The following is a 19,468-nucleotide window of genomic DNA, read 5'->3' on the forward strand; positions in this document are numbered from 1 at the left end:
CATGGCCGACAACATTCTTACCCGCACCGTCAGCGGCGTGGCCGACTGGGTCAATGAGCGCGCGCCCGGCCTGGTGCCGGTATACCGCAAGCATGTGAGCGAGTATTACGCGCCGAAGAACTTCAACTTCTGGTACTACTTCGGCTCGCTGGCAATGGTGATTCTGGTCAACCAGATCGTCACCGGCATCTTCCTGACGATGCACTTCAAGCCCAGTGCGGCCGAGGCGTTTGCCTCGGTCGAGTACATCATGCGTGACGTGGAGTGGGGTTGGCTGATCCGCTACATGCACAGTACCGGTGCCTCGCTGTTCTTCATCGTGGTCTACCTGCACATGTTCCGCGGGCTGATGTACGGCAGCTACAAGAAGCCGCGCGAGCTGGTGTGGATCCTCGGCATGCTGATCTACCTGGTGCTGATGGCCGAAGCTTTCATGGGTTACGTGCTGCCCTGGGGTCAGATGTCGTTCTGGGGTGCCAAGGTCATCATCTCGCTGTTCGGTGCCATCCCGGTGATCGGCAATGGCCTTACCGAATGGATCATGGGTGACTACCTGCCCGGCGATGCCACGCTCAACCGCTTCTTCGCCTTGCACGTGATCGCGATGCCGCTGGTGCTGCTGTTGCTGGTGGTGCTGCATCTGGGTGCGCTGCACGAAGTAGGTTCCAATAATCCAGACGGCGTCGAGATCAAGAAGGGGCCCAAGGGCAACCGCTGGTCGCCGACCGCGCCGACCGATGGCATTCCGTTCCACCCGTACTACACGGTCAAGGATCTGTTTGGTGTCTGCTTCCTGCTTACCTTGGCAGCTTTCATCATCTTCTTCGCACCGGTATTTGGTGGTCTGTTCCTCGAGCATGACAACTTCACCGAGGCCAACCGGCTGGTGACCCCGGAGCACATCAAACCGGTCTGGTACTACACGCCGTACTACGCGATGTTGCGGGTGATCCCGAACAAGCTCGGTGGTGTGATGGTGATGTTCTCGGCCATCGCCATCCTGTTCCTGGTGCCGTGGCTGGACAAGGCCAAGGTCAAGTCAGTCCGCTACCGTGGCCCGATCTCCAAGGTGATGCTGGGCATCCTGGTGGTGTGCTTCGTTTGGTTGGGTGTGATTGGTTCCGGCCCGGGCACGGCGATCTGGGAGACCTGGGTGGGTCGCGTGCTGACCTTCCTGTACTTTGGTTTCTTCATCACCATGCCGCTGTGGACGAAGATCGACAGCACCAAGCAGGTACCGGACCGGGTGACGACGCATGACTGACAAGTGGATTGTGCGGTTGGCGATGGCTGCCGCGATGCTGTTCTGTGTCCCGGCGTTTGCTTCCGGTGGCGGCAAGCTGATGCAGGCGGGCAATGACCTGGGCGATCGCGCATCGTTGCAGCGTGGTGCTCAGGCTTACATGAGCTACTGCTCGGGCTGTCATTCGCTGAAGTACCTGCGTTACTCGCGCATGGGCGAAGACCTCGGCCTGACCGAGCAACAGGTGATGGATAACCTGAACTTCACCGGTGCCGCCTACGGCGAGCAGATCCAGGTGGCGATGCCGCACGATGAGGCGACCAAGTGGTTCGGCAAGATGCCGCCGGACCTGAGCCTGATTTCGCGGGTGCGTGGTAGCGATTGGGTCTACAGCTATCTCAAATCGTTCTATGTGGACGAGTCGCGGCCGCTGGGCTGGAACAACAGCGTGTTCCCGAATGCCTCGATGCCCAACCCATTGTGGGAGCTGCAGGGCATGCAGCACGCGATCCACGGCAAGCCAGAGCAGGAAGGGCTGGAGCCGCCGGTAACAGGGCTCACGTTGGCCCAGCCGGGCAAGGTTGACCCGCGTAGCTACGATCAGACCGTGCGTGACATCACCAATTTCCTGGAATATGCCGGCGAGCCAGCCGCGCTGAAGCGGCAAAGCCTTGGCGTCTGGGTGGTGTTGTTCCTGGCCCTGCTCACCTTCCTGGCCTATCTGGTCAAGACCGAGTACTGGAAAGACGTGCATTGAGCTGGGTGCAAGCCGGGGGCTGTGCGCAGGGGGCCTTGGCAACTGCGCCTGTGGCTTGGCACACTCGGGTAACCGTGGTCACCGTCGGCAATGTGCTGGCGGGGCCGTAAGGTTGGCGGAATCCGACCGATGGAGAGCCTTTGATGGCGGCGAGTGTGCGTATGCGTAATACCCTGACCTTGTTCTCTGCAAACGACGATGCCCTGTGTCACCGGGTGCGGTTGGTGCTGGCGGCCAAGGGCGTGACTTACGATCTGGTGCCGGTCGATGCGCAGAACCCGCCGGAAGATCTGATCGATCTGAATCCGTACCACTCCGTGCCGACCCTGGTTGAGCGCGAGTTGGTGCTGTATGCCGCTTCGGTGGTGAGTGAGTATCTGGACGAGCGCTATCCGCACCCGCCGTTGATGCCGGTTGACCCCTTGTCGCGCGCACGGTTGCGTCTGGCGATGCTGCGCATCGAACATGACTGGGTCCCGCAGGTGCAGGCCATTCAGATGGGCAACAAGACCCAGGCTGAGGCTGGCCGCAAGCGCTTGAAGGAGCTGGTCGCGCAGTCGGTGCCCTTGTTCAAGGCCTCCAAGTTCTTCCTCAACCCGGAAATGAGTCTGGCTGACTGCGCCATTGCGCCGATCATCTGGCGGCTGGAATCGCTGGGCGTTGCGCTGCCCAAGGATGGCAAGGCGATCGAGGATTATGGCAATCGCTTTTTCCGCCATCCGGCCTTCGTTCGTAGCCTGACCGATCAGGAAAAGAAGCTGCGCGAACTGCCGGGCTGAGCAACTGCCGGCTGTATCCGAACTTATCGATCACCGCCGCCAGGCGGTGATCGCGCTTCAATGCCGCGTACACTTATGCAATGACTGAAGAAACTTTCCGGATGAGCAGCCATCGCCCGTATCTGTTGCGGGCGCTGGTCGAGTGGATCAACGACAACGGCATGACGCCGCACGTGATGGTTGATGCCGGGGTTCCCGGCGTGCAGGTGCCGAGCAGTGCCGTCAAGGAAGAGCGGGTAGTGCTCAATATTGCCGAGCGCGCGGTTGTTGGCCTGCATATCGACAATGACGCGGTGAGCTTCACTGCGCGCTTTTCCGGAACCAGTTTCCCCGTTTACGTGCCGATCTCGGCCATCTTGGCTGTCTACGCGCGCGAGACCGGGCAGGGCATGGCCTTGCCGGATGACATTCCGGGCACCGAGACCACGCCGGATGACGACGATACGCCGCCGACCGATCCGCCAGAGCGTCCGCAGCCTGCGGCAAAGCGTCCGTTCCTGCGGGTAGTCAAATAATCCCACCGCCGCCGCAAGGCGGCGGTTTTGTTTGCGGGCTTTGTGTAGCGCCGAGCGATGCTCGGCTGGGGCTTTCCACGCGCCGCCGGCAGGTGCTTGTGGGAGCGGCGTAAGCCGCGAAGCCGGGGTTCTGTCAGGTCGCTGGCATGTGCTCAACTTCCAGTGCATCGGCTTCGCGGCTAACGCCGCTCCCACAAAATGCATGCAGCGTTATGGGTTTGTCGGTAAGGCTTCTGCCGAGCATGGCTCGGCACTACGGTGAATCAGATGTCTTCTGCTTCTTCGGTGCTTTTGCGCAGGCGGCCGATCTGGGCGGCGGCCGGGCCGCTGAACGAGATCAGTTCGCGGCCGCGCAGCACCATGCGGCCTGTGTGGCGGTCCTGGCCGTCGTAGGAATAGTCGAAACGGAAGCTGCGCTCGAAGCCCAGCCAGCCGTTGGGCAGGCGGCACAGGCGCAGGCCGGTGCTGTGCACGCTCTGGTCCAGCCATTGCACGTCGGCAGCGCGACAGGCGTTACGGCCAAGTTCGGTGGCGCGGTCGGCAGCGGCGCGGGAGCGGTCCCAGAACGCAAAACCAATCGCGCCGACAATCATCAAAATAAGGAGGCTAGGCATGCGAGCACTTTAGGCGATCTGCTCATCCATGCGCAGCCCTCTGTTCGCAGCAGTCGCCTGTGCGCCTGCAAGCCTCAGCGGGTGATAGGTGCTGGAATCGGCTCGTCCGGAGGTGGCGGCAAGGGCGCGGTCGAATTGAATGCCGGTGCGGGGTTGGTTGCGGTCAGCTTCAACAGTGCAGCCCAGTCCTGTCGATTGAGGTTGCACTCTTCTTCGTGGCCCGGCGAGCAACTCTGCTCAATCGGTGAGCTCGGTGTCTGCGCAGCGCCGGTTTTTGGCAGTTCGAGCAGGCCGGTGCGGTCGAGCATGAGCTTGCGCATCACCACCGAGTTGGCGACGTTGCCGCCGATTAGGTAGAGCGTGCGGTCGCCGCCCATATTGGCGCTGACCACGATTTCGCAATGCGACTTCCAGTTGCCGGCACGGCCGCTGCCCAGCGCCTGGACCAGCCCGGCGTAGTTCAAGGTGCTGCTGCGGTCGCGCAGGAAACACAGCATGTCGCCGGGAGCGGGCTTCTCGTTGGCTGGGTCGGCCAGGCGGTACGGCATGCCGTTGCTGCCGCCTTGATAGGCGGCGCGGATGTAGTCGATATGGCGCGGCGAGCGGACGAAGCCCGGCACCGATGCGCGTGTCATCACCCAGGAGATGAAGGCGGCCGACCACGGGTTGTCGATCAGGAACGCGCGGCAGTCGCTATCTGTGTAGCGGTTGCCGGCCGGTTGCGCGCAGCTGCTGGCGCCAGCAATGGCGCCCATCGGGCTCAGCGTGCCGCTGTCGCGCCAATAGCTGACCACTCGCTGCCAGGCAATCAGGCCGTTATCGGCCAGATGCTCGTTCTCGGCCTCGGTAACGCCGAGGCTGGCGATGCGGCCATCGCGGTCGATGAAGGGGCGATACCACAGGCGGTGCTCGCCGCAGGCGGCTGCGACCACAGCCTTGGCGGTTTCACTCAGGCCAAAGCGCGGCGGTACGTCGCAGGCTTCGGCTGCCATCGCGGGCAGCGCCGGTAGCAGCAGGGTCAGGCCGCACAACAGAAATCGATATGCCACAGCAGGCTCCGCGAGGGATATTGGGGGAGTGTCGCAGCCGGGGTCGTGTGCGTGCCGTGAGTCAGCGCGGCGGCGGGCCCAGTTTCAGCGACAGATCGATGGCCTGCACGTGCTTGGTCAGGCCGCCGATGGAGATGCAATCCACGCCGTCTTCGGCGATGGCACGCAGCGTGGTCATGTCGACGCTGCCGGAGACTTCCAGTGGAATCCGCCCTGCGGTGATGCGCACGGCATCGCGGCGCATCGCTGCACTGAAGTCGTCGATCAGGATGCGCTCGCAGCCAGCAGCCAAGGCCTCCTGCAATTGCTGCAGGTCCTCCACTTCGACTACCAGGGGCAGCGTGGGTTGCTGCGCGCGTGCGGCGTGCACGGCAGCAGTCAACGAGCCGGCGGCGCGGATGTGGTTCTCTTTCAGCATCACCGTATCGAACAGGCCGATGCGGTGGTTGTCGCCGCCGCCACAGCGAACCGCGTACTTCTGCGCAAGGCGCAGGCCGGGCAGGGTTTTGCGGGTGTCGAGGATGCGTGCCTTGGTGCCTGCCACCGCCGCGACGTAGCGCGCGGTGATGGTGGCGGTGCCGGACAGGGTCTGCAGGAAGTTGAGCGAGGTGCGCTCGGCGCTGACCAGGCTGCGGCTGCGCCCGCGCAGGGTTGCCAGCACCGTACCGGCGCTGACGTGGTCGCCTTCCAGTACCCGCCAATCGATCTGTACCTGCGGGTCCAACGCACGATGGGTGGCGTCGAACCAGGGGCGGCCGGCGATCACCGCGTCCTGCTTGCACAGCAGGTAGGCGACGTCGGCGGCATCGGGCAGCAGCGCGGCGGTGACGTCGCCAGTGCCGATGTCCTCAGCCAGGGCGCGGGCGACATCGGCGTCAATCTGTTCCTGCGGCGGGGCCAGCGGCGGGTGTGGCAGCATTATTTGGCCGGGAAGTCGGTGATCTGGGCGGTGGCGATGGCTTCATCGGCCAGCAGCACCGGAATGCCGTCATCGACGCGAAATACCTGCTTGCGGTCGCCGCTGATCAGGGCTTCGCGCAGCGGCTGGGTCTGCGGGCTGCCGTCGGCGCGGGTCACGCTGCCGGCGCTGATGGCGCGGTTGAGGGCTTCCAGGCCGGCGCTTTCCAGCAGGAACAGCGGCTGGCGGGTGTCGGGGGAGACGAGCAGGTCGAGCAGTTTGCGGTCCATCAGGTCGTGGTCTTGCGGGGAAGACGGCTAGAATACGTCTTTGCAGCAGGTGACGGCCAATGACCCCCAACCACCCCGCGCCGCTAGTCGGCATCGTGATGGGTTCCCGCTCAGACTGGGAAACCATGCAGCACGCCGCTCAAAAGCTTGATGCTTTGGGCGTTCCGTATGAAGTAAAGGTAGTTTCAGCGCACCGGACCCCGGATGTGCTGTTCAGCTATGCCGAGCAGGCGGGCCCGCGTGGCCTGCGCGCAATCATCGGCGGCGCCGGTGGCGCGGCGCACCTGCCGGGCATGCTGGCTGCCAAGACCGCGGTGCCGGTGCTGGGCGTGCCGGTGCAATCCAAGGCGCTCAATGGCATGGATTCGCTGCTGTCGATCGTGCAGATGCCGGCTGGCATCCCGGTGGCGACCTTTGCCATCGGCAATGCAGGCGCTTCCAATGCAGCCCTGTTCGCCGCGGCCATGCTGGCCGCCGAGCAGCCGCAGATCGGTGCTGCGCTGGAAGCCTTCCGCGCACGCCAGACCGAAGATGTGATGGCTGCGGATGATCCGCGCCAATGATCACGGTGGGCATTCTGGGCGGCGGGCAGCTGGCCCGCATGATGGCGCTGGCGGGTGCTCCGCTGGGCCTGCGTTTCGTGGTGTTCGATCCGGCTGCTGATGCTTGTGCTGGGCAGGTGGCGCCGTTGCAGGTGGGCAACTTCGATGACACCGATGCCTTGGCGGAGTTCGCTGCCAAGGTCGATGTGATCACCTTCGATTTCGAAAACGTGCCGGCCGCCAGTGCGCATTGGCTGGCCGAGCGCAAGCCGGTGTTTCCGAATCCGGCCGCGCTGGCGGTGGCGCAGGATCGGCTCAGCGAAAAAACCTTGTTCCAGGAACTGGGCATTGCGTTGCCGGCGTTTTCCGATATCCGCAGCCGCGACGAGCTGGCCGCCAAAGTCGCCGAGTTCGGCCTGCCGTGCATTCTCAAGACGCGGCGGCTGGGCTATGACGGCAAGGGCCAGTTCCGCATCCGCGAAGCGGCAGATATCGATGCGGCTTGGCAGACCCTGGGCGCACAGGTCGACAAGACCGGGCTGATCCTCGAAGGCTTTGTGGCGTTTGAGCGGGAAGTCAGTGTGGTGGCCGTACGTGGTCGCGATGGTGAGTTCCGCGCTTGGCCGCTGACTGCCAATTGGCATGTGGACGGTGTGCTGTCGGCCAGTCTGGCTCCGGCGGTGTTGTCTGCCGAGCAGCAGGCTACTGCGGTTGCCTATGCGCGCCGCGTTGCCGAGCGCTTGGACTATGTTGGCGTGTTCGCGCTGGAGCTGTTCTGCCGCGGCGATGCGCTGCTGGCCAACGAAATGGCGCCGCGCGTGCACAATTCGGGTCATTGGACCAGCGACGGTGCTGAAACCTCGCAGTTCGAGAACCACCTCCGCGCCGTGCTTGGCCTGCCGTTGGGCGATACCCGCATGCTCGGCCACGCCTGCATGCTGAACTGGCTGGGGCAGATGCCCGACGCCAAGCCTGTACTGGCTGAAGCTTCCGGCCATTGGCACGACTACGGCAAGCAGGCCCGCGAAGGTCGCAAGGTCGGCCATGCCAACTTGCGCGATGACGCTCCGGCCGCTCTGGCTGACGCCCTGCAGCGCGTTGGCGAGGCCTTGGGTCGGCAGGAGCAGGTTGCGCCGGTGGTGGAAGTGCTGCGTCGCGGTGGCATGACGGCGAGCTAATCATTGCCGGAGTAAGGTTCTCCAGTCCCAACTGGAGAACCTCCCATGCTCGACTGGAATGATTACCGCCGTGAGTTGAAGGGCCGCATCGGCGAGCTCGGCAAGCTCTCACCGGATACGCTCAAGGGCTATATCACCTTGAGCGGCGCGGGCGCGCAGACCAACCATCTGGACGGCAAGACCCGCGAGTTGATCGCGCTGGCGGTGGCGGTGACCACGCGTTGCGATGGCTGCATCACCACCCATGTGGACGCTGCCTTGAAGCAGGGGGCCAGCCGCGAAGAAATCGCCGAGGCGCTGGGTGTGGCAGTGGCGCTCAATGCGGGCGCGGCGCTGGTGTATTCGGCACGTGTGCTGGATGCGGTGGCTGCGCATGAGTGAGGTGAGCGGTGCTTCTGGCTCACTCGGAGAACTTCTAGTCGTCATCCCCGCGCAGATGCGAATCACGGTGGGAGGGACCTGAGAATTTTCAGGCCGTCATTACCGCGTAGGCGGGAATGACGACTTGGAGCCAAAGTCCAAGCTCTGCATGCCTTCCGTTGCGGCCGAGCGCGTTCCTGCCGCCGGTGGCTCTCAGCGCAGCTGCGCCTCCACGAAATCCCAGTTCACCAGCTTCCAGAACGCCTGCAGAAAGCGCGCGCGATCATTCTGGTAGTCGCTGTAATACGCGTGTTCCCACACGTCGCAGACCAGCAAGGGCGTGCTGTTGCCGGTCAGTGGTGTGTTCGCATTGCGGGTGCTGACGATGGCCAGCTTGCCGTCCGGATGCTGCACCAGCCAGGTCCAGCCAGAGCCAAATACAGCCAAGGCCGCCCGATTGAACTCCTCGCGCAGCCTCTGCACGTCGCCGAACTGGCGATTGATGTGCTCGGCCAGCACTCCGTGCGGGTCGCCGCCGGCACGCGGGTGCAGGCATTGCCAGAAGAAGTCGTGGTTCCAAGCCTGCGCCGCCGCCAGGAACAGGCTGCCTTGGCTGTTGCGCACGATCTCCTCCAGTGGCAGCTCGTCCAGCTCGGTGCCGGCGATGCGCGCATTGACCGTATCCACATAGCCACGATGGTGCCTGCCGTAATGCAGGTCCAGGGTTTCTGCGGAAATGTGCGGTTGCAGCGCGGTACGGGCGTAGGGCAGTTCAGGCAGCTGGACGGGCATTGGAGATTCTTTTCGGGGCAGGGCGGCGGGAGTTGGCCGGCTCGGCTTACAATGGTCAACCACGGGAAAGTCTATCCGACCAGGACGGGCCGTTCTTTCGCAGTAGGGAGAATTCGAATGCCGGTGATGGAACAAATCCAGGCCGAGGTGGAGCAATACCCCCTCGTTCTGTTCATGAAAGGTACGCCGCAGTACCCGATGTGTGGCTTTTCCAGCCGCGCGGTGCAGGCGTTGACGGCAGCCGGTGCGATCAACCTGCGCACGGTCAACCTGCTGGAGTTCCCGGAGGTGCGGGCCAATCTGCCGCGCTACTCGAACCTGGCAACCTTCCCGCAGTTCTTCATGCACGGCGAGTTGATTGGCGGTTGCGACATCATTCTGGAGCTGTTGGAGTCCGGCGAGCTCAAGCGCATCGTTGCTGAGGCCGGGCAAGCGTGAGTGCCCAGCCTCGGGTGGGCGAGGGCGCCGATCTGGCCGGTCGGGTAATTCTGGTAGCGGGTGCAGCGGGCGGTTTGGGCGCTGCTGCGACCCGCGCCTGCACGGAGGCAGGCGCGACGGTGGTGATGCTGGGCCGCAAGGTCGCCAAGCTCAATCGCGTCTATGACAGTGCGGCGCAGCTCGGTCCCGAGCCGATGCTGTATCCGCTGGATCTGGAAGGCGCCAGCCCCGATGACTATGCGGCCTTGGCCGAACGGCTGGAATCCGAGCTTGGGCGGCTGGACGGCGTGCTGCATTGCGCGGCCGATTTCGCCGGGCTTACCCCGTTTGCGTCAGGCGACCCAGCAGCCTTTGCCCGCGCCATTCACGTCAATCTGACCGCCCGCGCCTGGTTGACCCAGGCCTGCCTGCCCCTGCTGCGGCAGCGTGAGGACGCGGCGGTGGTGTTCGCGCTGGACGATCCGCAGCGGGTCGGGCAAGCCTATTGGGGCGGCTACGGGGTGGCCCAGTACGGGCTGCGCGGGTTGATCGAGAGCCTGCACCACGAGCTGCGCAACGGCCCGGTTCGGGTCTGTGGCATGCAGCCGGGGCCGATGCGCACCGGGTTGCGGGCGCGTGCATTTACCCATGAGGAAGATGCGGCACCGGTGGATCCGGCCAATTACGCCGCGGCCAGCGTGCAGCTGCTTGCCGCCAGCGGCGCGCAGTGGCGTGGAAAGGTGTTGGACCTGGCTCCGTGACGATCCTTTCAGCGGCTTTGCTGCTGTTTCTGATCCTGGATCCGCTGGGCAATATCCCGGTATTCCTCAGTCTGCTCAAACCGTTGACGCCCAGGCGTCAGCGGGTGGTACTGGTGCGTGAGCTGCTGATCGCGTTGGCGGTGCTGATGGCCTTTCTATGGGGCGGCAAGTACGCGCTGGAGCTGATGCACCTGCGCCAGGAGTCGGTGGCCATTGCCGGCGGCATCGTGCTGTTCCTGATCGGCATCCGCATGATCTTCCCGCGCCCGGAAGGACTGATGGGGGCGGTGCCGGACGGCGAGCCCTTCATCGTGCCGATGGCGATCCCGCTGGTAGCCGGGCCCTCTGGCATGGCGGCGGTGATGCTGATGGGCAGCAATGAGCCGGAGCGGCTGGGCGATTGGAGCCTGGCCTTGCTGCTGGCCTGGGGTGGAACCGCGGCAATCCTGATGTCGGCAACGTTGCTGTACAAGTTGCTGGGTGCCCGCGCGCTGACCGCGCTGGAGCGCCTGATGGGCATGCTATTGGTCGCAATCTCGGTGCAGATGTTGCTGGATGGTCTGGGGACCTATCTGGCGTCAATCCGCTAACCGCTTGATCTGTCGTAGGGAAAACTGCTGCAGCGCAATATCGCTGTCTTCTTGCAGTCATAAATTGTCATTACCGTGTTAACCTTATCTTAACCGTTGCGGCTGAAACCGCCTCGGAAGGGACCCCCAAGATTCAAGACGATCAGGCGCTCGGTTGACCCCGGGGCTGATGGATCGCGCTTTTTCTCAATCGCCAACTCGTTTCGAGGCTACCCACCCATGAATCACCCGCGTATCAAGATGTCCAAGCTTGCACTTGGTCTTGTCGTCGCACTTGCGGCTGCACCGGCTTTCGCACAAAGCACCTCTGCCGGCGTCGGCGGTCAGGTCATGAACAACGGCGGCCAGCCGGTTGCTGGTGCTGAAGTCACCATCACTCACGTCGAGTCGGGCACGGTCAGCCGTGCGACCACCGATGCGGCTGGTCGTTACAATGCCCGCGGTCTGCGCGTGGGTGGTCCGTACACCATCACCATCACCAAGCCCGGTGAAGGCACCAAGACCGAAGACGGTGTCTATCTGGGCGTGAACCAGACCGGCACCATCAATGCCCAGCTGACTGGTGACCTGGCAGCTACCAACCTGGAAGCGATCCAGGTCATGGCCGTCGGTGGCGGCTCGGAAGTTTTCAGCTCCACCAAGATGGGTTCGGGCACCAACCTGAGCCAGGCGCAGATGGAAGCGCTGCCGTCGATCGGCGGCAACATTCAGGATTACATGCGCCTTGACCCGCGCGTTGCCTTCGTTGACCGTGCCTCGGGTGCGATCTCGGCCGGCGGCCTGAACCCGCGTTACAACTCGATCAACATCGACGGCGTGTCGGCCAGCGATACCTTTGGTCTTGAAGGCAACAACATGACCACCCGGCGTCAGCCGGTGTCGATGGAAGCCATCGAAGCGCTGGACATCAACCTGTCCAACTACGACGTGTCCATCGCCAGCGCTGCTGGTGCAACCGTCAACGCCGTGACCAAGTCCGGTACCAACGAATTCCACGGCTCGGTGTACGGCACCTACCGTGATGGCGATTGGTTCGGTAACAACCCGGACGGCAAGAAGTTCAACGGTTTCACTGAAGAAAAGACCTACGGCGCCACCTTCGGTGGCCCGATCCTCAAGGATCGCCTGTTCTTCTTCGCCAACTACGAGAAGTTCAAGCAGGCCGCTCCGGGTGCCGACATCGGTAGCAGCGTGCTGGGCAAGGCCAGTGCCAAGTACGGCATGGCTGAAGTCGCCAAGGCGCAGCAGATCGCCAAGGACACCTACGGCATCGATGCCGGCGGTCTGTCCAGCAACGGTGATACCGAGCTGGAAGAGTACGCGCTGAAGATCGACTGGAACATCAACGACGATCACCGCGCCAGCGTCCGCTACAGCAAGCTTGACCAGAGCAAGCTGCGTATCAACGGCATGGGCAGCAGCAGCCAGGCTTCGCTGAGCTCGTATTGGTACCAGCAGAACAAGACGGTCGAGAGCTATGTCGGCCAGTTGTTCAGCGACTGGAGCGACAATTTCTCCACCGAGTTCAAGGTCTCGTACCGCGATTTCGCTTCCGAGCGCGTAGTGCCGACCAATGCACCGAGCATCGCCATCTACTTCGACGGCACCCAGTCGCGCCCGACCGGCGACGTGCTGTTCATGGGCACCGAAACCAACTCGCAGGGCAACATCCTGCAGACCAAGACTTGGAACTACTCCGGTTCGGGTAGCTACATTCTCGGCGACCATACCCTGAAGTTCGGCGTCGATTACAGCGACAACGACATCTACAACCTGTTTGGTCGCGCCAGCTGGGGCGTTTACACGTTCCTCGGTCTGGACAACTTCGCCAAGGGCAACTGGGCGAATTACCAATACAACAAGGAGCGTACTCCGGGTTCGATCGCGGCCAGCTACAAGAACAGCAACCTTGGTCTGTTCGTGCAGGACACCTGGTACGTCAACAACAACCTGACCCTGACCCTGGGTCTGCGTGGTGATCGCCCGGAAGTCAGCCCGTCGCCGCAGTACAACGCACCGGCGGAAGCCTACTTTGGCTATAACAACAGCAAGGTGTTCGGTAGCGGCTTCCTGATCCAGCCGCGCGCTGGTTTCAACTACACCTTCGATTCGGACCGCCCGACCCAGCTGCGTGGTGGTGTTGGCCTGTTCCAGGGTGATGCACCGCAGGTGTGGATCAGCAACAGCTATTCCAACACCGGCTACAACTACGATTCGTACAACATCAACAACAACAACCTTACTACGCCACCGTTCAACTTCAGCCCGGATGGCAGCAATCAGCCGATCCCGGGTGCGACTCCTGCGGCCCAGGGCGTGAGCTTCGTCGGCAAGGACTTCAAATTGCCGTCGCTGTACAAGGCCAACCTGGCGTTCGACCACGAACTGCCGTGGTATGGCATCGTGGCGTCGGCCGAGGTGCTGGTCACCAAGACCAAGGATGGCCTGTACTACCAGTCGTTGAACATCGGTAAGGTGGTGGATGGCGAACTGGTGCCGTCCTTCATCGGTCCGGATGGCCGTGACATGTACTGGAACGCGGCCAAGAGCGTCAACGGCTCCTGGACCACGGACGACAACCGCGCTGGTCGTAATAAGGCGTACAACGACGTCTTCCTGATCGACAACACCGACAAGGGCCGCACCAGCCAGTTCACCGTGTCGTTGAGCAAGCCGTTCACCGAAGGCAGCGATTGGTCCTGGAGCCTGGGTTACACCTACACCGACGCCACCGAAGTTGGTTCGCTGACCAGTTCCACCGCCAGCTCGGGTTGGGGTAACCAGTATTCCTTCAACGTCAACTCGAATACCGAGACCACCTCGCGCTACGAGATCAAGGACCGTGTGTCCGGTTCGTTGGACTGGAAGCACAAGTTCTTCGGTGATTACCAGACCCGCGTTGGCCTGGTGTATGAAGGCCGCAGCGGTCGTCCGTACAGCTACATCTTCAATGGCGATGCCAATGGTGACGGCCGTACCTCCAACGACCTGTTCTACGTGCCGAAGGGTCCGGGTGACGTGCTGTTCGGTGCCTTCGACACCAAGACCGGCGTGTTCAAGGCCGACCCGAAGCTGGAGCAGCAGTTCTTCGCCTGGTTGGCAGAGAACCCGCAGCTGGCCAAGTACGCTGGCAGCTATGCGCCGGCCAACGGTTTCCGTACCGGCTGGATCAACACCTTCGACATCCGCGTGTCGCAGGAACTGCCGGGCTTCATGAAGGGCCACAAGTCGGAAATCTGGCTTGACGTGCAGAACGTGGGCAACATGCTGAACAAGAAGTGGGGTCAGATCTACGACTACGGCTTCTATGCAAATGCCCGCGGTGCCAACCTGGCCGGCATGGTGGATGGCAAGTACGTGTACGACAAGCTGTACAACGATAAGCCGACCGCAGCCAACGCGGACGCCGATGGTTTCAACCAGGGTGTCTCGCAGTGGTCGCTGCAGTTGGGCTTCCGCTACCAGTTCTGATCGTCTGATTGATCGGATGTAAACCGAAAACGGCCGGGGCAACCCGGCCGTTTTCTTTTTAATGGGGGGAGCGCTAAAGTCGATCGCCAATGAGGAAGGAGCAGTTGTGGAAATGACCAAGAATGACGGGGCAGCGAGGGCGCTGCCGGTGCAGGACGCACGTATTTATCCGCGCGGTGGGCTGGATGTGTTGTCGCGGGCAGAAGTGGCGCGGTTGCGCGACGCTTCCGGGGGCGGCATGCACGAGTTGCTGCGCCGCTGTGCGCTGGCGGTGCTGACCAGTGGCAGCGCTTCGGATGATCCGCGTGCTGCACGCGATCTGTATCCGGATTTCGACGTGCAGGTGACCCAGCAGGACCGTGGCGTTCGCATCGACCTGAGCAACGCGCCGGCGGTGGCCTTCGTCGATGGTGAAATCATCCGCGGTATCGCCGAGCTGCTGTTCTCGGTGGTGCGTGACCTGGCCTATATGGCGATCGAGTTGGGGCCGGAGTACGCCTCGGATCTGGAGACTTCGGACGGCATCACCAATGCGGTGTTCGGCGTGCTGCGCAATGCGCGCATTCTGGCGCCCAGCGACCCGAATCTGGTGGTGTGCTGGGGCGGTCATTCAATCTCGCGCGACGAATACCTGTACACCAAGCAGGTGGGCTATGAACTGGGCCTGCGTGGCCTGGACATCTGCACCGGCTGCGGCCCGGGTGCGATGAAGGGGCCGATGAAGGGCGCCACCATTGCCCATGCCAAGCAGCGCAAGACCAATACCCGTTACATCGGCATCACCGAGCCGGGCATCATCGCCGCCGAGTCGCCGAACCCGATCGTCAACCATCTGGTGATCATGCCGGACATCGAGAAGCGCCTGGAGGCGTTTGTCCGGCTCGGCCACGGCATCATTGTGTTCCCAGGCGGCGTTGGTACTGCCGAAGAGATCCTGTACCTGCTCGGCATCTTGCTGAGCGAAGAGAACAAGGACCTGCCGTTCCCGCTGATACTCAGTGGTCCGGCCATCGCTGCGCCGTACTTCCAGCAGATCGACCGTTTCATCCGTTTGACCCTGGGTGACAAGGCCGCCGAGCGCTACGAAATCATCGTCGGCGACCCGGTCGGTGTTGCCCGCAGGATGTCGCAGGGCATCAAGCGCGTGCGTGAGTTCCGCTTGGCACAGCGTGACTCTTTCTTCTACAACTGGCAGGTGGAGATCCCGCTGGCCTACCAGCAGCCGTTCGTGCCGACGCATGAAGCCATGGCCGGCCTGGACCTGCACAAGGGTCGCCCGGCCCCGGACCTGGCTGCCGATCTGCGGCGTGCGTTCTCTGGCATCGTCGCCGGTAACGTCAAGGAAGAGAGCATGGCCCGGATCGAGGAATTCGGCCCGTTCAAGATCCATGGCGATACCGAGATGATGCAGGCCCTGGACGAGTTGCTGCGTGCGTTTGTCGAGCAGCGCCGCATGAAGATCTCGGGCGAGTACCGGCCTTGTTATCAGGTGGTTGCCTGATCAGTCCAATGGGAGCCTGACTGTAGTCAGGTAGCGGTCGTTGGCGGTGGTGGTTTCCACCACCGCTCTACCGTTGAAGTGGGCTTCAAGCCGGCCGCGCGTCGCCGAGAGGCCCAGCTGGTGCCCGCTGGTGCCACGGCTGGGAGCAGTTGGGACGGGGTTACTTATCTCGATGGCTATCTGATCAGGAGTGGTTTTTACGCTGACCGATAGGGTGCCCCCTTCGACGCTGGTTTCTATTCCATGACGGATCGCATTTTCCATCAAGGGTTGCAGGGATAGGCTGGGAATCTCGATGGCAGGAACGACCTGGGGCACGTTCCAGTGGAGTTTGAGGCGATCGCCAAAGCGGAGTGCTTCGATATCCAGGTATTGGCGGGACAGCTCCAGTTCCCGTTCCAGGCTCACCGTTTCGGCGCGGGATAGGGCGGCTCGAAAGAGATCGCTCAGGTCAACCAGCAGTCGCTCACTGGCGTTGGGGTTCTGGCGAACCAGAGCAACGGCTGAGTTCAGGGAATTGAACAGGAAGTGGGGGTGCACGCGTGCGCGCAAGGCGTCCAGCTCGGCCTGCTTGGCCTGAAGGGCGAGAAGTCGGTTGCGCCAGTGGACCTTGAAAGCGATAACGCCCAGCAATCCATAGATCAAGGACAGTGCGATCATATGGAACAGGAGCTGCTCCCACCCGTCGGCAGGAGGGGTGATAACGCCTTTGAGGGAGAGCCACAGCAACAGGTAGGTGGTGCACGTGCTCAACAGCAGCGCAGCAAGCACCCAGGCGGCGACGGTCATGGCGGTTAGCTTCTGTAGCTGCTTCCTCGCCAGATAGATAAGTCCGAGGCAAAGCAATGTGGTCCATTGGATTGTCAGGGAGTTGAGGCCAAACAGGATAAGGCGGTCCCCGCTGATGCCGGGTGAGAGGCTCATGGCCATGGCAAGCGATTCGCCGATCATGATGATCCAGGCCAGCGTATGCGGGTGCCAGAGCATCTCGAGCGGGCGAGGGGGTGGGCTCGGTGTGGGGGGCTGGGGCGTGCGTTGGCCGTTTGGTGGCATTGATTTGCCGCTCGTCTGGTTCAAGTGGTGCAACCGAAGGTCGCGCGGCTATCTTAACCTTGGGTAATGAGGTGGGGTTGCTGTCGATGCTTACTGCAAAGGTGGTCTGGGGAGAGAGGGGGCGGAGAGTCCATTCTGCGGGGTTTACCCTGCTTGAACTGATGGTCGCGCTTGTGGTGCTCGCAATTATCGTGAGCATTGGCATGCCGGCCTTCAGTGGCTTGATGAACGCCAATCGTCTCACCGGGCAGGCCAACGAACTGATAGGCGCGGTGCAGCTTGCACGGGCAGAGGCGATAAAACGCAATGCCAAGGTCTCGTTCTGTGGTTCCAGCGACGGCGCTACCTGTCTGCAGGATTCTGCTGCATGGGGGCAGTGGTTGGTCGTAGTGGATTCGGATGCCTCGATCATCCAGGCCGGGCAGATCCGTGCCCCCGCACTCGTGAGTTCGGCCACGCCGCGCATTACTTTCCAGCCGGATGGGCTCGCACGTACCGCTGCCGGATTGTTGTTTGCGGGGAATATCGGGGTCTGCTTGCCGGTAACCTCGCCAAAGCAGAATCTGCGCAGGATCAGTATTGCCTCTGGTTCGCGCACCTCCATCGCCCAGGTTGACAACTCCGGAGCATGTCCATGAATCCTGTGCGCGATTTGCGGCGGATGGCGCGCTCACCCAAAAAAATGGTCGGCGTCAGCCTTCTGGAGGTGCTTATTTCGGTTCTGATCATGGGTATCGGAATGCTCGGGGTCGCTGCAATGCAAGCTACCGCGCTGCGCAACAGCCAAGGTTCTGTAGAGCGGAGCCAGGCGGTAATCCAGACTTACACCATTATTGATGCCATGCGCGCGAACCGGGCCAATGCACTGGCAGGTGCGTACAACACCGGCGGGTGGTTGTGCGCTGCGCCTACCGGAAGCACGCTCAGTGCTACTGACAACGCGGAATGGCTCAAGTCCTTGCGTACCGCCTTGGGTACCGCAGCTGACGATGCAGCGGTATGCGGGCAGGTCACCTGCACGGCAGCGACAGGGATCTGCGTGGTAGGGGTTCGTTGGGACGATAGCCGGGCGGGTGGAAGTAGCGGAGCCCAGCAAGGATCGAACCAGTATTCGGTCGAGACGAGGGTGCGGTTATGAAAATGATTCGTGGTGGTTCGGCACGCGCGCACGCCGGTTTCAGTTTGATCGAGCTGATGATTGCATTGCTGCTTGGTACGCTTGTGATAGGTGCTGCTTTCGGTATCTTCCTGGCCAATCGTCAGACATATAAGACCACTGACAGCCTGGGACGCATCCAGGAAAATGTGCGGACGGCATTCGAGCTCATGTCGCGCGATGTGCGCGAAGCAGCTGGGAACGCTTGCTCCAAATCGGCGCCTGTGGCCAATGTCATCAGTGGGGCTGATAGTCGTTGGTGGACCCAGTTGGGTAACTGGGGGGGGGCGTTGCGGGGTTATGGCGCTACATCGGCGTTCGCTGATTCCGCGTTCGGTACGGGCAGCGGGCAGCGGATTTCGGGTACCGAAGCAATCGAGTTGCGATCTACCGATACCAATGTGTCAACGATAGAAACCCATGATGCCGGGGCGGCGACAATGCTGCTTAATACCGCCAGCCATGGGTTCTCCGCCGGTGATCTGGCGTTGGTATGCAATCCGCGGCAAGCCACATTGTTTCAGATCAGCAGTGTCAATGGTCGAACGATAGGCCATGCCGCTGGTGGTACTCCGGGCAACTGCTCGGCGACACTCGGCATGCCAGCCTGTGCCGCAGGGGCGACATTCCAGTATTCCCCGCCAAGTTCCGTTGTGGCGCGTTTCAACGCATCGCGTTGGTTCATTGCGAATAACCCCAATGGGCGTCCTTCCCTGTACCAGGCGAGATTGACGAGCACGGGCCCCCAGGCTCAAGAGGTGGCGGAGGGAGTGAGCAGTCTCGCACTCCTCTATCTTGTGGATGGTGCCAGCAGTTATGTAAGTGCGGATTCGGTCGGGGACTGGTCGAAAGTGACGGCGGTGCGGGCAACCTTGACCTTCATTGGTGAGCCGAAAACCGGGACTGATGGTGGTGCGATCAGTCGTTCGATGACCCAAGTGATCAGCATTCGGAACCGTAATCCATGAGCCTCCATACTCACAAATCGTTTCACCATCCGCACCAGCAGCGCGGCATCTCGCTGTTGGTTGTATTGATTCTTCTGTTGATCATGACGTTGCTCGGGCTGGCGATTTTGCGCGGTACTATGATGGAAGAGCGAATGACGGCCAATATGTATGAGCGCAGCTTGAGTTTTCAGGCTGCGGAGTCCGCGCTTCGCCAAGGGGAGCAGGTGGCCGCAGTTGCGCCAACCCCGCCTTCGTCGGGTTGCAACTCTGCTGGTGTCTGTGCAAAGCCTGATTCGACGCAGAAGGATCGATGGCTGGATGCAGCCTTTGCTGGCTGGATCACCGCGGCGCCCATCACTGGCGCCTCTCCTGCTCCGCCGCCAGCTACTTATTTTGTTGAGTACATGGGCGAGGCGCCCTCCTGGACTGGTTGTGATCGTCAGGTTCCTGTGCCCCCCCTGTGCATGATGCCCAGCTATCGCGTGACTGCGCGTGCGACGGCGAACGATCGCGCTACCGTGATCGTCCAATCCAACTTTCTGGTTCAATGAG

Annotated in this window: 22 protein-coding genes; 16 read left to right on the forward strand and 6 right to left on the reverse strand. The window is 62.2% G+C overall.

Features of this window, described 5'->3' with window-relative positions; all coding sequences use genetic code 11:
* Position 1: 1 nt before the first annotated feature.
* The 4 genes from ACVOMB_RS03875 (at position 2) to ACVOMB_RS03890 (ending at position 3,294) form a co-directional block, all read left to right on the forward strand.
* Positions 2-1,264: a cytochrome b gene (locus ACVOMB_RS03875; protein ID WP_481529967.1), complete on the forward strand. Its 1,263-nt coding sequence runs from the start codon at positions 2-4 to the stop codon at positions 1,262-1,264.
* Positions 1,257-2,000 carry a cytochrome c1 gene (locus ACVOMB_RS03880; RefSeq protein WP_481529968.1) on the forward strand — a complete coding sequence of 248 codons (744 nt, stop codon included), beginning with the start codon at positions 1,257-1,259 and terminating at the stop codon, positions 1,998-2,000. Before ACVOMB_RS03875 ends, ACVOMB_RS03880 begins: the two co-directional genes overlap by 8 nt.
* 143 nt (positions 2,001-2,143) lie before the next feature.
* A complete protein-coding gene (locus tag ACVOMB_RS03885) occupies positions 2,144-2,779 on the forward strand; it encodes a glutathione S-transferase N-terminal domain-containing protein (RefSeq protein WP_296253894.1) in 636 nt (211 codons plus the stop codon).
* 80 nt (positions 2,780-2,859) lie between these two features.
* Positions 2,860-3,294 carry a ClpXP protease specificity-enhancing factor gene (locus ACVOMB_RS03890; RefSeq protein ID WP_481529969.1) on the forward strand — a complete coding sequence of 145 codons (435 nt, stop codon included), beginning with the start codon at positions 2,860-2,862 and terminating at the stop codon, positions 3,292-3,294.
* 263 nt (positions 3,295-3,557) lie between these two features.
* Here ACVOMB_RS03890 and ACVOMB_RS03895 read toward each other — a convergent pair whose 3' ends face one another.
* The 4 genes from ACVOMB_RS03895 to ACVOMB_RS03910 all read right to left on the reverse strand — a co-directional run bounded on the left by ACVOMB_RS03895 (position 3,558) and on the right by ACVOMB_RS03910 (position 6,145).
* Positions 3,558-3,908, reverse strand: a complete 351-nt coding sequence (locus tag ACVOMB_RS03895; protein ID WP_481529970.1) for a DUF3301 domain-containing protein — start codon at positions 3,906-3,908, stop codon at positions 3,558-3,560.
* Positions 3,909-3,982: 74 nt separating this feature from the next.
* Entirely contained in the window at positions 3,983-4,900 is a 918-nt protein-coding gene (locus tag ACVOMB_RS03900; RefSeq protein ID WP_481530032.1) for a DUF2272 domain-containing protein, read from the reverse strand.
* A 118-nt stretch (positions 4,901-5,018) separates the two neighbouring features.
* Entirely contained in the window at positions 5,019-5,876 is an 858-nt protein-coding gene (nadC, locus tag ACVOMB_RS03905) for a carboxylating nicotinate-nucleotide diphosphorylase (RefSeq protein WP_481529971.1), read from the reverse strand.
* A complete protein-coding gene (locus ACVOMB_RS03910) occupies positions 5,876-6,145 on the reverse strand; it encodes a Trm112 family protein (RefSeq protein ID WP_481529972.1) in 270 nt (89 codons plus the stop codon). The genes nadC and ACVOMB_RS03910 overlap by 1 nt, the downstream gene beginning before the upstream one ends.
* Before the next feature lie 59 nt (positions 6,146-6,204).
* On the opposite strand from ACVOMB_RS03910, the gene purE reads away from it, so the two are divergent.
* Genes purE through ACVOMB_RS03925 form a run of 3 tightly spaced genes read left to right on the forward strand, consistent with a single transcriptional unit; the run spans position 6,205 to position 8,246 of the window.
* Positions 6,205-6,708 carry a 5-(carboxyamino)imidazole ribonucleotide mutase gene (gene purE, locus ACVOMB_RS03915; protein ID WP_057629361.1) on the forward strand — a complete coding sequence of 168 codons (504 nt, stop codon included), beginning with the start codon at positions 6,205-6,207 and terminating at the stop codon, positions 6,706-6,708.
* Entirely contained in the window at positions 6,705-7,865 is a 1,161-nt protein-coding gene (locus ACVOMB_RS03920; RefSeq protein ID WP_481529973.1) for a 5-(carboxyamino)imidazole ribonucleotide synthase, read from the forward strand. The genes purE and ACVOMB_RS03920 overlap by 4 nt, the downstream gene beginning before the upstream one ends.
* A gap of 45 nt (positions 7,866-7,910) precedes the next feature.
* Positions 7,911-8,246 (forward strand): carboxymuconolactone decarboxylase family protein, encoded by a 336-nt coding sequence (locus ACVOMB_RS03925; RefSeq protein WP_282267792.1) that lies wholly within the window; start codon positions 7,911-7,913, stop codon positions 8,244-8,246.
* A gap of 192 nt (positions 8,247-8,438) precedes the next feature.
* Here the strand turns inward: ACVOMB_RS03925 and ACVOMB_RS03930 are convergent, their stop codons facing one another.
* A complete protein-coding gene (locus ACVOMB_RS03930) occupies positions 8,439-9,017 on the reverse strand; it encodes a superoxide dismutase (protein ID WP_481529974.1) in 579 nt (192 codons plus the stop codon).
* 117 nt (positions 9,018-9,134) lie between these two features.
* On the opposite strand from ACVOMB_RS03930, the gene grxD reads away from it, so the two are divergent.
* From grxD to ppnN, 5 genes are all read left to right on the forward strand, one after another.
* A complete protein-coding gene (grxD, locus tag ACVOMB_RS03935) occupies positions 9,135-9,455 on the forward strand; it encodes a Grx4 family monothiol glutaredoxin (RefSeq protein WP_481529975.1) in 321 nt (106 codons plus the stop codon).
* The gene (locus tag ACVOMB_RS03940) at positions 9,452-10,195 is read left to right on the forward strand and encodes an SDR family NAD(P)-dependent oxidoreductase (RefSeq protein WP_481529976.1); all 744 of its coding nucleotides are present in this window, start codon (positions 9,452-9,454) and stop codon (positions 10,193-10,195) included. The genes grxD and ACVOMB_RS03940 overlap by 4 nt, the downstream gene beginning before the upstream one ends.
* Positions 10,192-10,785: a YhgN family NAAT transporter gene (locus ACVOMB_RS03945; RefSeq protein WP_481512480.1), complete on the forward strand. Its 594-nt coding sequence runs from the start codon at positions 10,192-10,194 to the stop codon at positions 10,783-10,785. The genes ACVOMB_RS03940 and ACVOMB_RS03945 overlap by 4 nt, the downstream gene beginning before the upstream one ends.
* A 240-nt stretch (positions 10,786-11,025) precedes the next feature.
* The gene (locus ACVOMB_RS03950) at positions 11,026-14,256 is read left to right on the forward strand and encodes a TonB-dependent receptor (RefSeq protein WP_481530033.1); all 3,231 of its coding nucleotides are present in this window, start codon (positions 11,026-11,028) and stop codon (positions 14,254-14,256) included.
* A 112-nt stretch (positions 14,257-14,368) separates the two neighbouring features.
* Positions 14,369-15,757 (forward strand): nucleotide 5'-monophosphate nucleosidase PpnN, encoded by a 1,389-nt coding sequence (ppnN, locus tag ACVOMB_RS03955; RefSeq protein ID WP_481529977.1) that lies wholly within the window; start codon positions 14,369-14,371, stop codon positions 15,755-15,757.
* On the opposite strand, the gene ACVOMB_RS03960 is transcribed toward ppnN, so the two are convergent.
* Entirely contained in the window at positions 15,758-16,708 is a 951-nt protein-coding gene (locus tag ACVOMB_RS03960; protein ID WP_481529978.1) for a sensor histidine kinase, read from the reverse strand. It lies immediately after the preceding gene.
* Positions 16,709-16,896: 188 nt separating this feature from the next.
* On the opposite strand from ACVOMB_RS03960, the gene ACVOMB_RS03965 reads away from it, so the two are divergent.
* From ACVOMB_RS03965 to ACVOMB_RS03980, 4 genes are read left to right on the forward strand one after another with little or no spacing between them, the layout of a single operon-like run.
* Positions 16,897-17,448 carry a GspH/FimT family pseudopilin gene (locus ACVOMB_RS03965; protein ID WP_481529979.1) on the forward strand — a complete coding sequence of 184 codons (552 nt, stop codon included), beginning with the start codon at positions 16,897-16,899 and terminating at the stop codon, positions 17,446-17,448.
* Positions 17,445-17,948 carry a type IV pilus modification protein PilV gene (pilV, locus tag ACVOMB_RS03970; RefSeq protein WP_481529980.1) on the forward strand — a complete coding sequence of 168 codons (504 nt, stop codon included), beginning with the start codon at positions 17,445-17,447 and terminating at the stop codon, positions 17,946-17,948. Before ACVOMB_RS03965 ends, pilV begins: the two co-directional genes overlap by 4 nt.
* The gene (locus ACVOMB_RS03975; RefSeq protein WP_481529981.1) at positions 17,945-18,934 is read left to right on the forward strand and encodes a PilW family protein; all 990 of its coding nucleotides are present in this window, start codon (positions 17,945-17,947) and stop codon (positions 18,932-18,934) included. The genes pilV and ACVOMB_RS03975 overlap by 4 nt, the downstream gene beginning before the upstream one ends.
* On the forward strand, positions 18,931-19,467 hold the full coding sequence (locus ACVOMB_RS03980) for a pilus assembly PilX family protein (RefSeq protein WP_481529982.1): 537 nt from the start codon (positions 18,931-18,933) through the stop codon (positions 19,465-19,467). The genes ACVOMB_RS03975 and ACVOMB_RS03980 overlap by 4 nt, the downstream gene beginning before the upstream one ends.
* The last annotated feature ends 1 nt before the right edge of the window (position 19,468 follow it).

The organism is Stenotrophomonas sp. STEN018 (assembly GCF_056760235.1).

What these genes read in the sequence shown, in the direction of transcription:
- ACVOMB_RS03875 (WP_481529967.1), top strand. Translation starts at nt 2, where the DNA reads ATGGCCGACAACATTCTTACCCGCACCGTCAGCGGCGTGGCCGACTGG.
- ACVOMB_RS03880 (WP_481529968.1), top strand. Translation starts at nt 1,257, where the DNA reads ATGACTGACAAGTGGATTGTGCGGTTGGCGATGGCTGCCGCGATGCTG.
- ACVOMB_RS03885 (WP_296253894.1), top strand. Translation starts at nt 2,144, where the DNA reads ATGGCGGCGAGTGTGCGTATGCGTAATACCCTGACCTTGTTCTCTGCA.
- ACVOMB_RS03890 (WP_481529969.1), top strand. Translation starts at nt 2,860, where the DNA reads ATGACTGAAGAAACTTTCCGGATGAGCAGCCATCGCCCGTATCTGTTG.
- ACVOMB_RS03895 (WP_481529970.1), bottom strand. Translation starts at nt 3,908, where the DNA reads ATGCCTAGCCTCCTTATTTTGATGATTGTCGGCGCGATTGGTTTTGCG.
- ACVOMB_RS03900 (WP_481530032.1), bottom strand. Translation starts at nt 4,900, where the DNA reads ATGGCAGCCGAAGCCTGCGACGTACCGCCGCGCTTTGGCCTGAGTGAA.
- nadC (WP_481529971.1), bottom strand. Translation starts at nt 5,876, where the DNA reads ATGCTGCCACACCCGCCGCTGGCCCCGCCGCAGGAACAGATTGACGCC.
- ACVOMB_RS03910 (WP_481529972.1), bottom strand. Translation starts at nt 6,145, where the DNA reads ATGGACCGCAAACTGCTCGACCTGCTCGTCTCCCCCGACACCCGCCAG.
- purE (WP_057629361.1), top strand. Translation starts at nt 6,205, where the DNA reads ATGACCCCCAACCACCCCGCGCCGCTAGTCGGCATCGTGATGGGTTCC.
- ACVOMB_RS03920 (WP_481529973.1), top strand. Translation starts at nt 6,705, where the DNA reads ATGATCACGGTGGGCATTCTGGGCGGCGGGCAGCTGGCCCGCATGATG.
- ACVOMB_RS03925 (WP_282267792.1), top strand. Translation starts at nt 7,911, where the DNA reads ATGCTCGACTGGAATGATTACCGCCGTGAGTTGAAGGGCCGCATCGGC.
- ACVOMB_RS03930 (WP_481529974.1), bottom strand. Translation starts at nt 9,017, where the DNA reads ATGCCCGTCCAGCTGCCTGAACTGCCCTACGCCCGTACCGCGCTGCAA.
- grxD (WP_481529975.1), top strand. Translation starts at nt 9,135, where the DNA reads ATGCCGGTGATGGAACAAATCCAGGCCGAGGTGGAGCAATACCCCCTC.
- ACVOMB_RS03950 (WP_481530033.1), top strand. Translation starts at nt 11,026, where the DNA reads ATGTCCAAGCTTGCACTTGGTCTTGTCGTCGCACTTGCGGCTGCACCG.
- ppnN (WP_481529977.1), top strand. Translation starts at nt 14,369, where the DNA reads ATGACCAAGAATGACGGGGCAGCGAGGGCGCTGCCGGTGCAGGACGCA.
- ACVOMB_RS03960 (WP_481529978.1), bottom strand. Translation starts at nt 16,708, where the DNA reads ATGATCGGCGAATCGCTTGCCATGGCCATGAGCCTCTCACCCGGCATC.
- ACVOMB_RS03965 (WP_481529979.1), top strand. Translation starts at nt 16,897, where the DNA reads ATGCTTACTGCAAAGGTGGTCTGGGGAGAGAGGGGGCGGAGAGTCCAT.
- pilV (WP_481529980.1), top strand. Translation starts at nt 17,445, where the DNA reads ATGAATCCTGTGCGCGATTTGCGGCGGATGGCGCGCTCACCCAAAAAA.
- ACVOMB_RS03975 (WP_481529981.1), top strand. Translation starts at nt 17,945, where the DNA reads ATGAAAATGATTCGTGGTGGTTCGGCACGCGCGCACGCCGGTTTCAGT.
- ACVOMB_RS03980 (WP_481529982.1), top strand. Translation starts at nt 18,931, where the DNA reads ATGAGCCTCCATACTCACAAATCGTTTCACCATCCGCACCAGCAGCGC.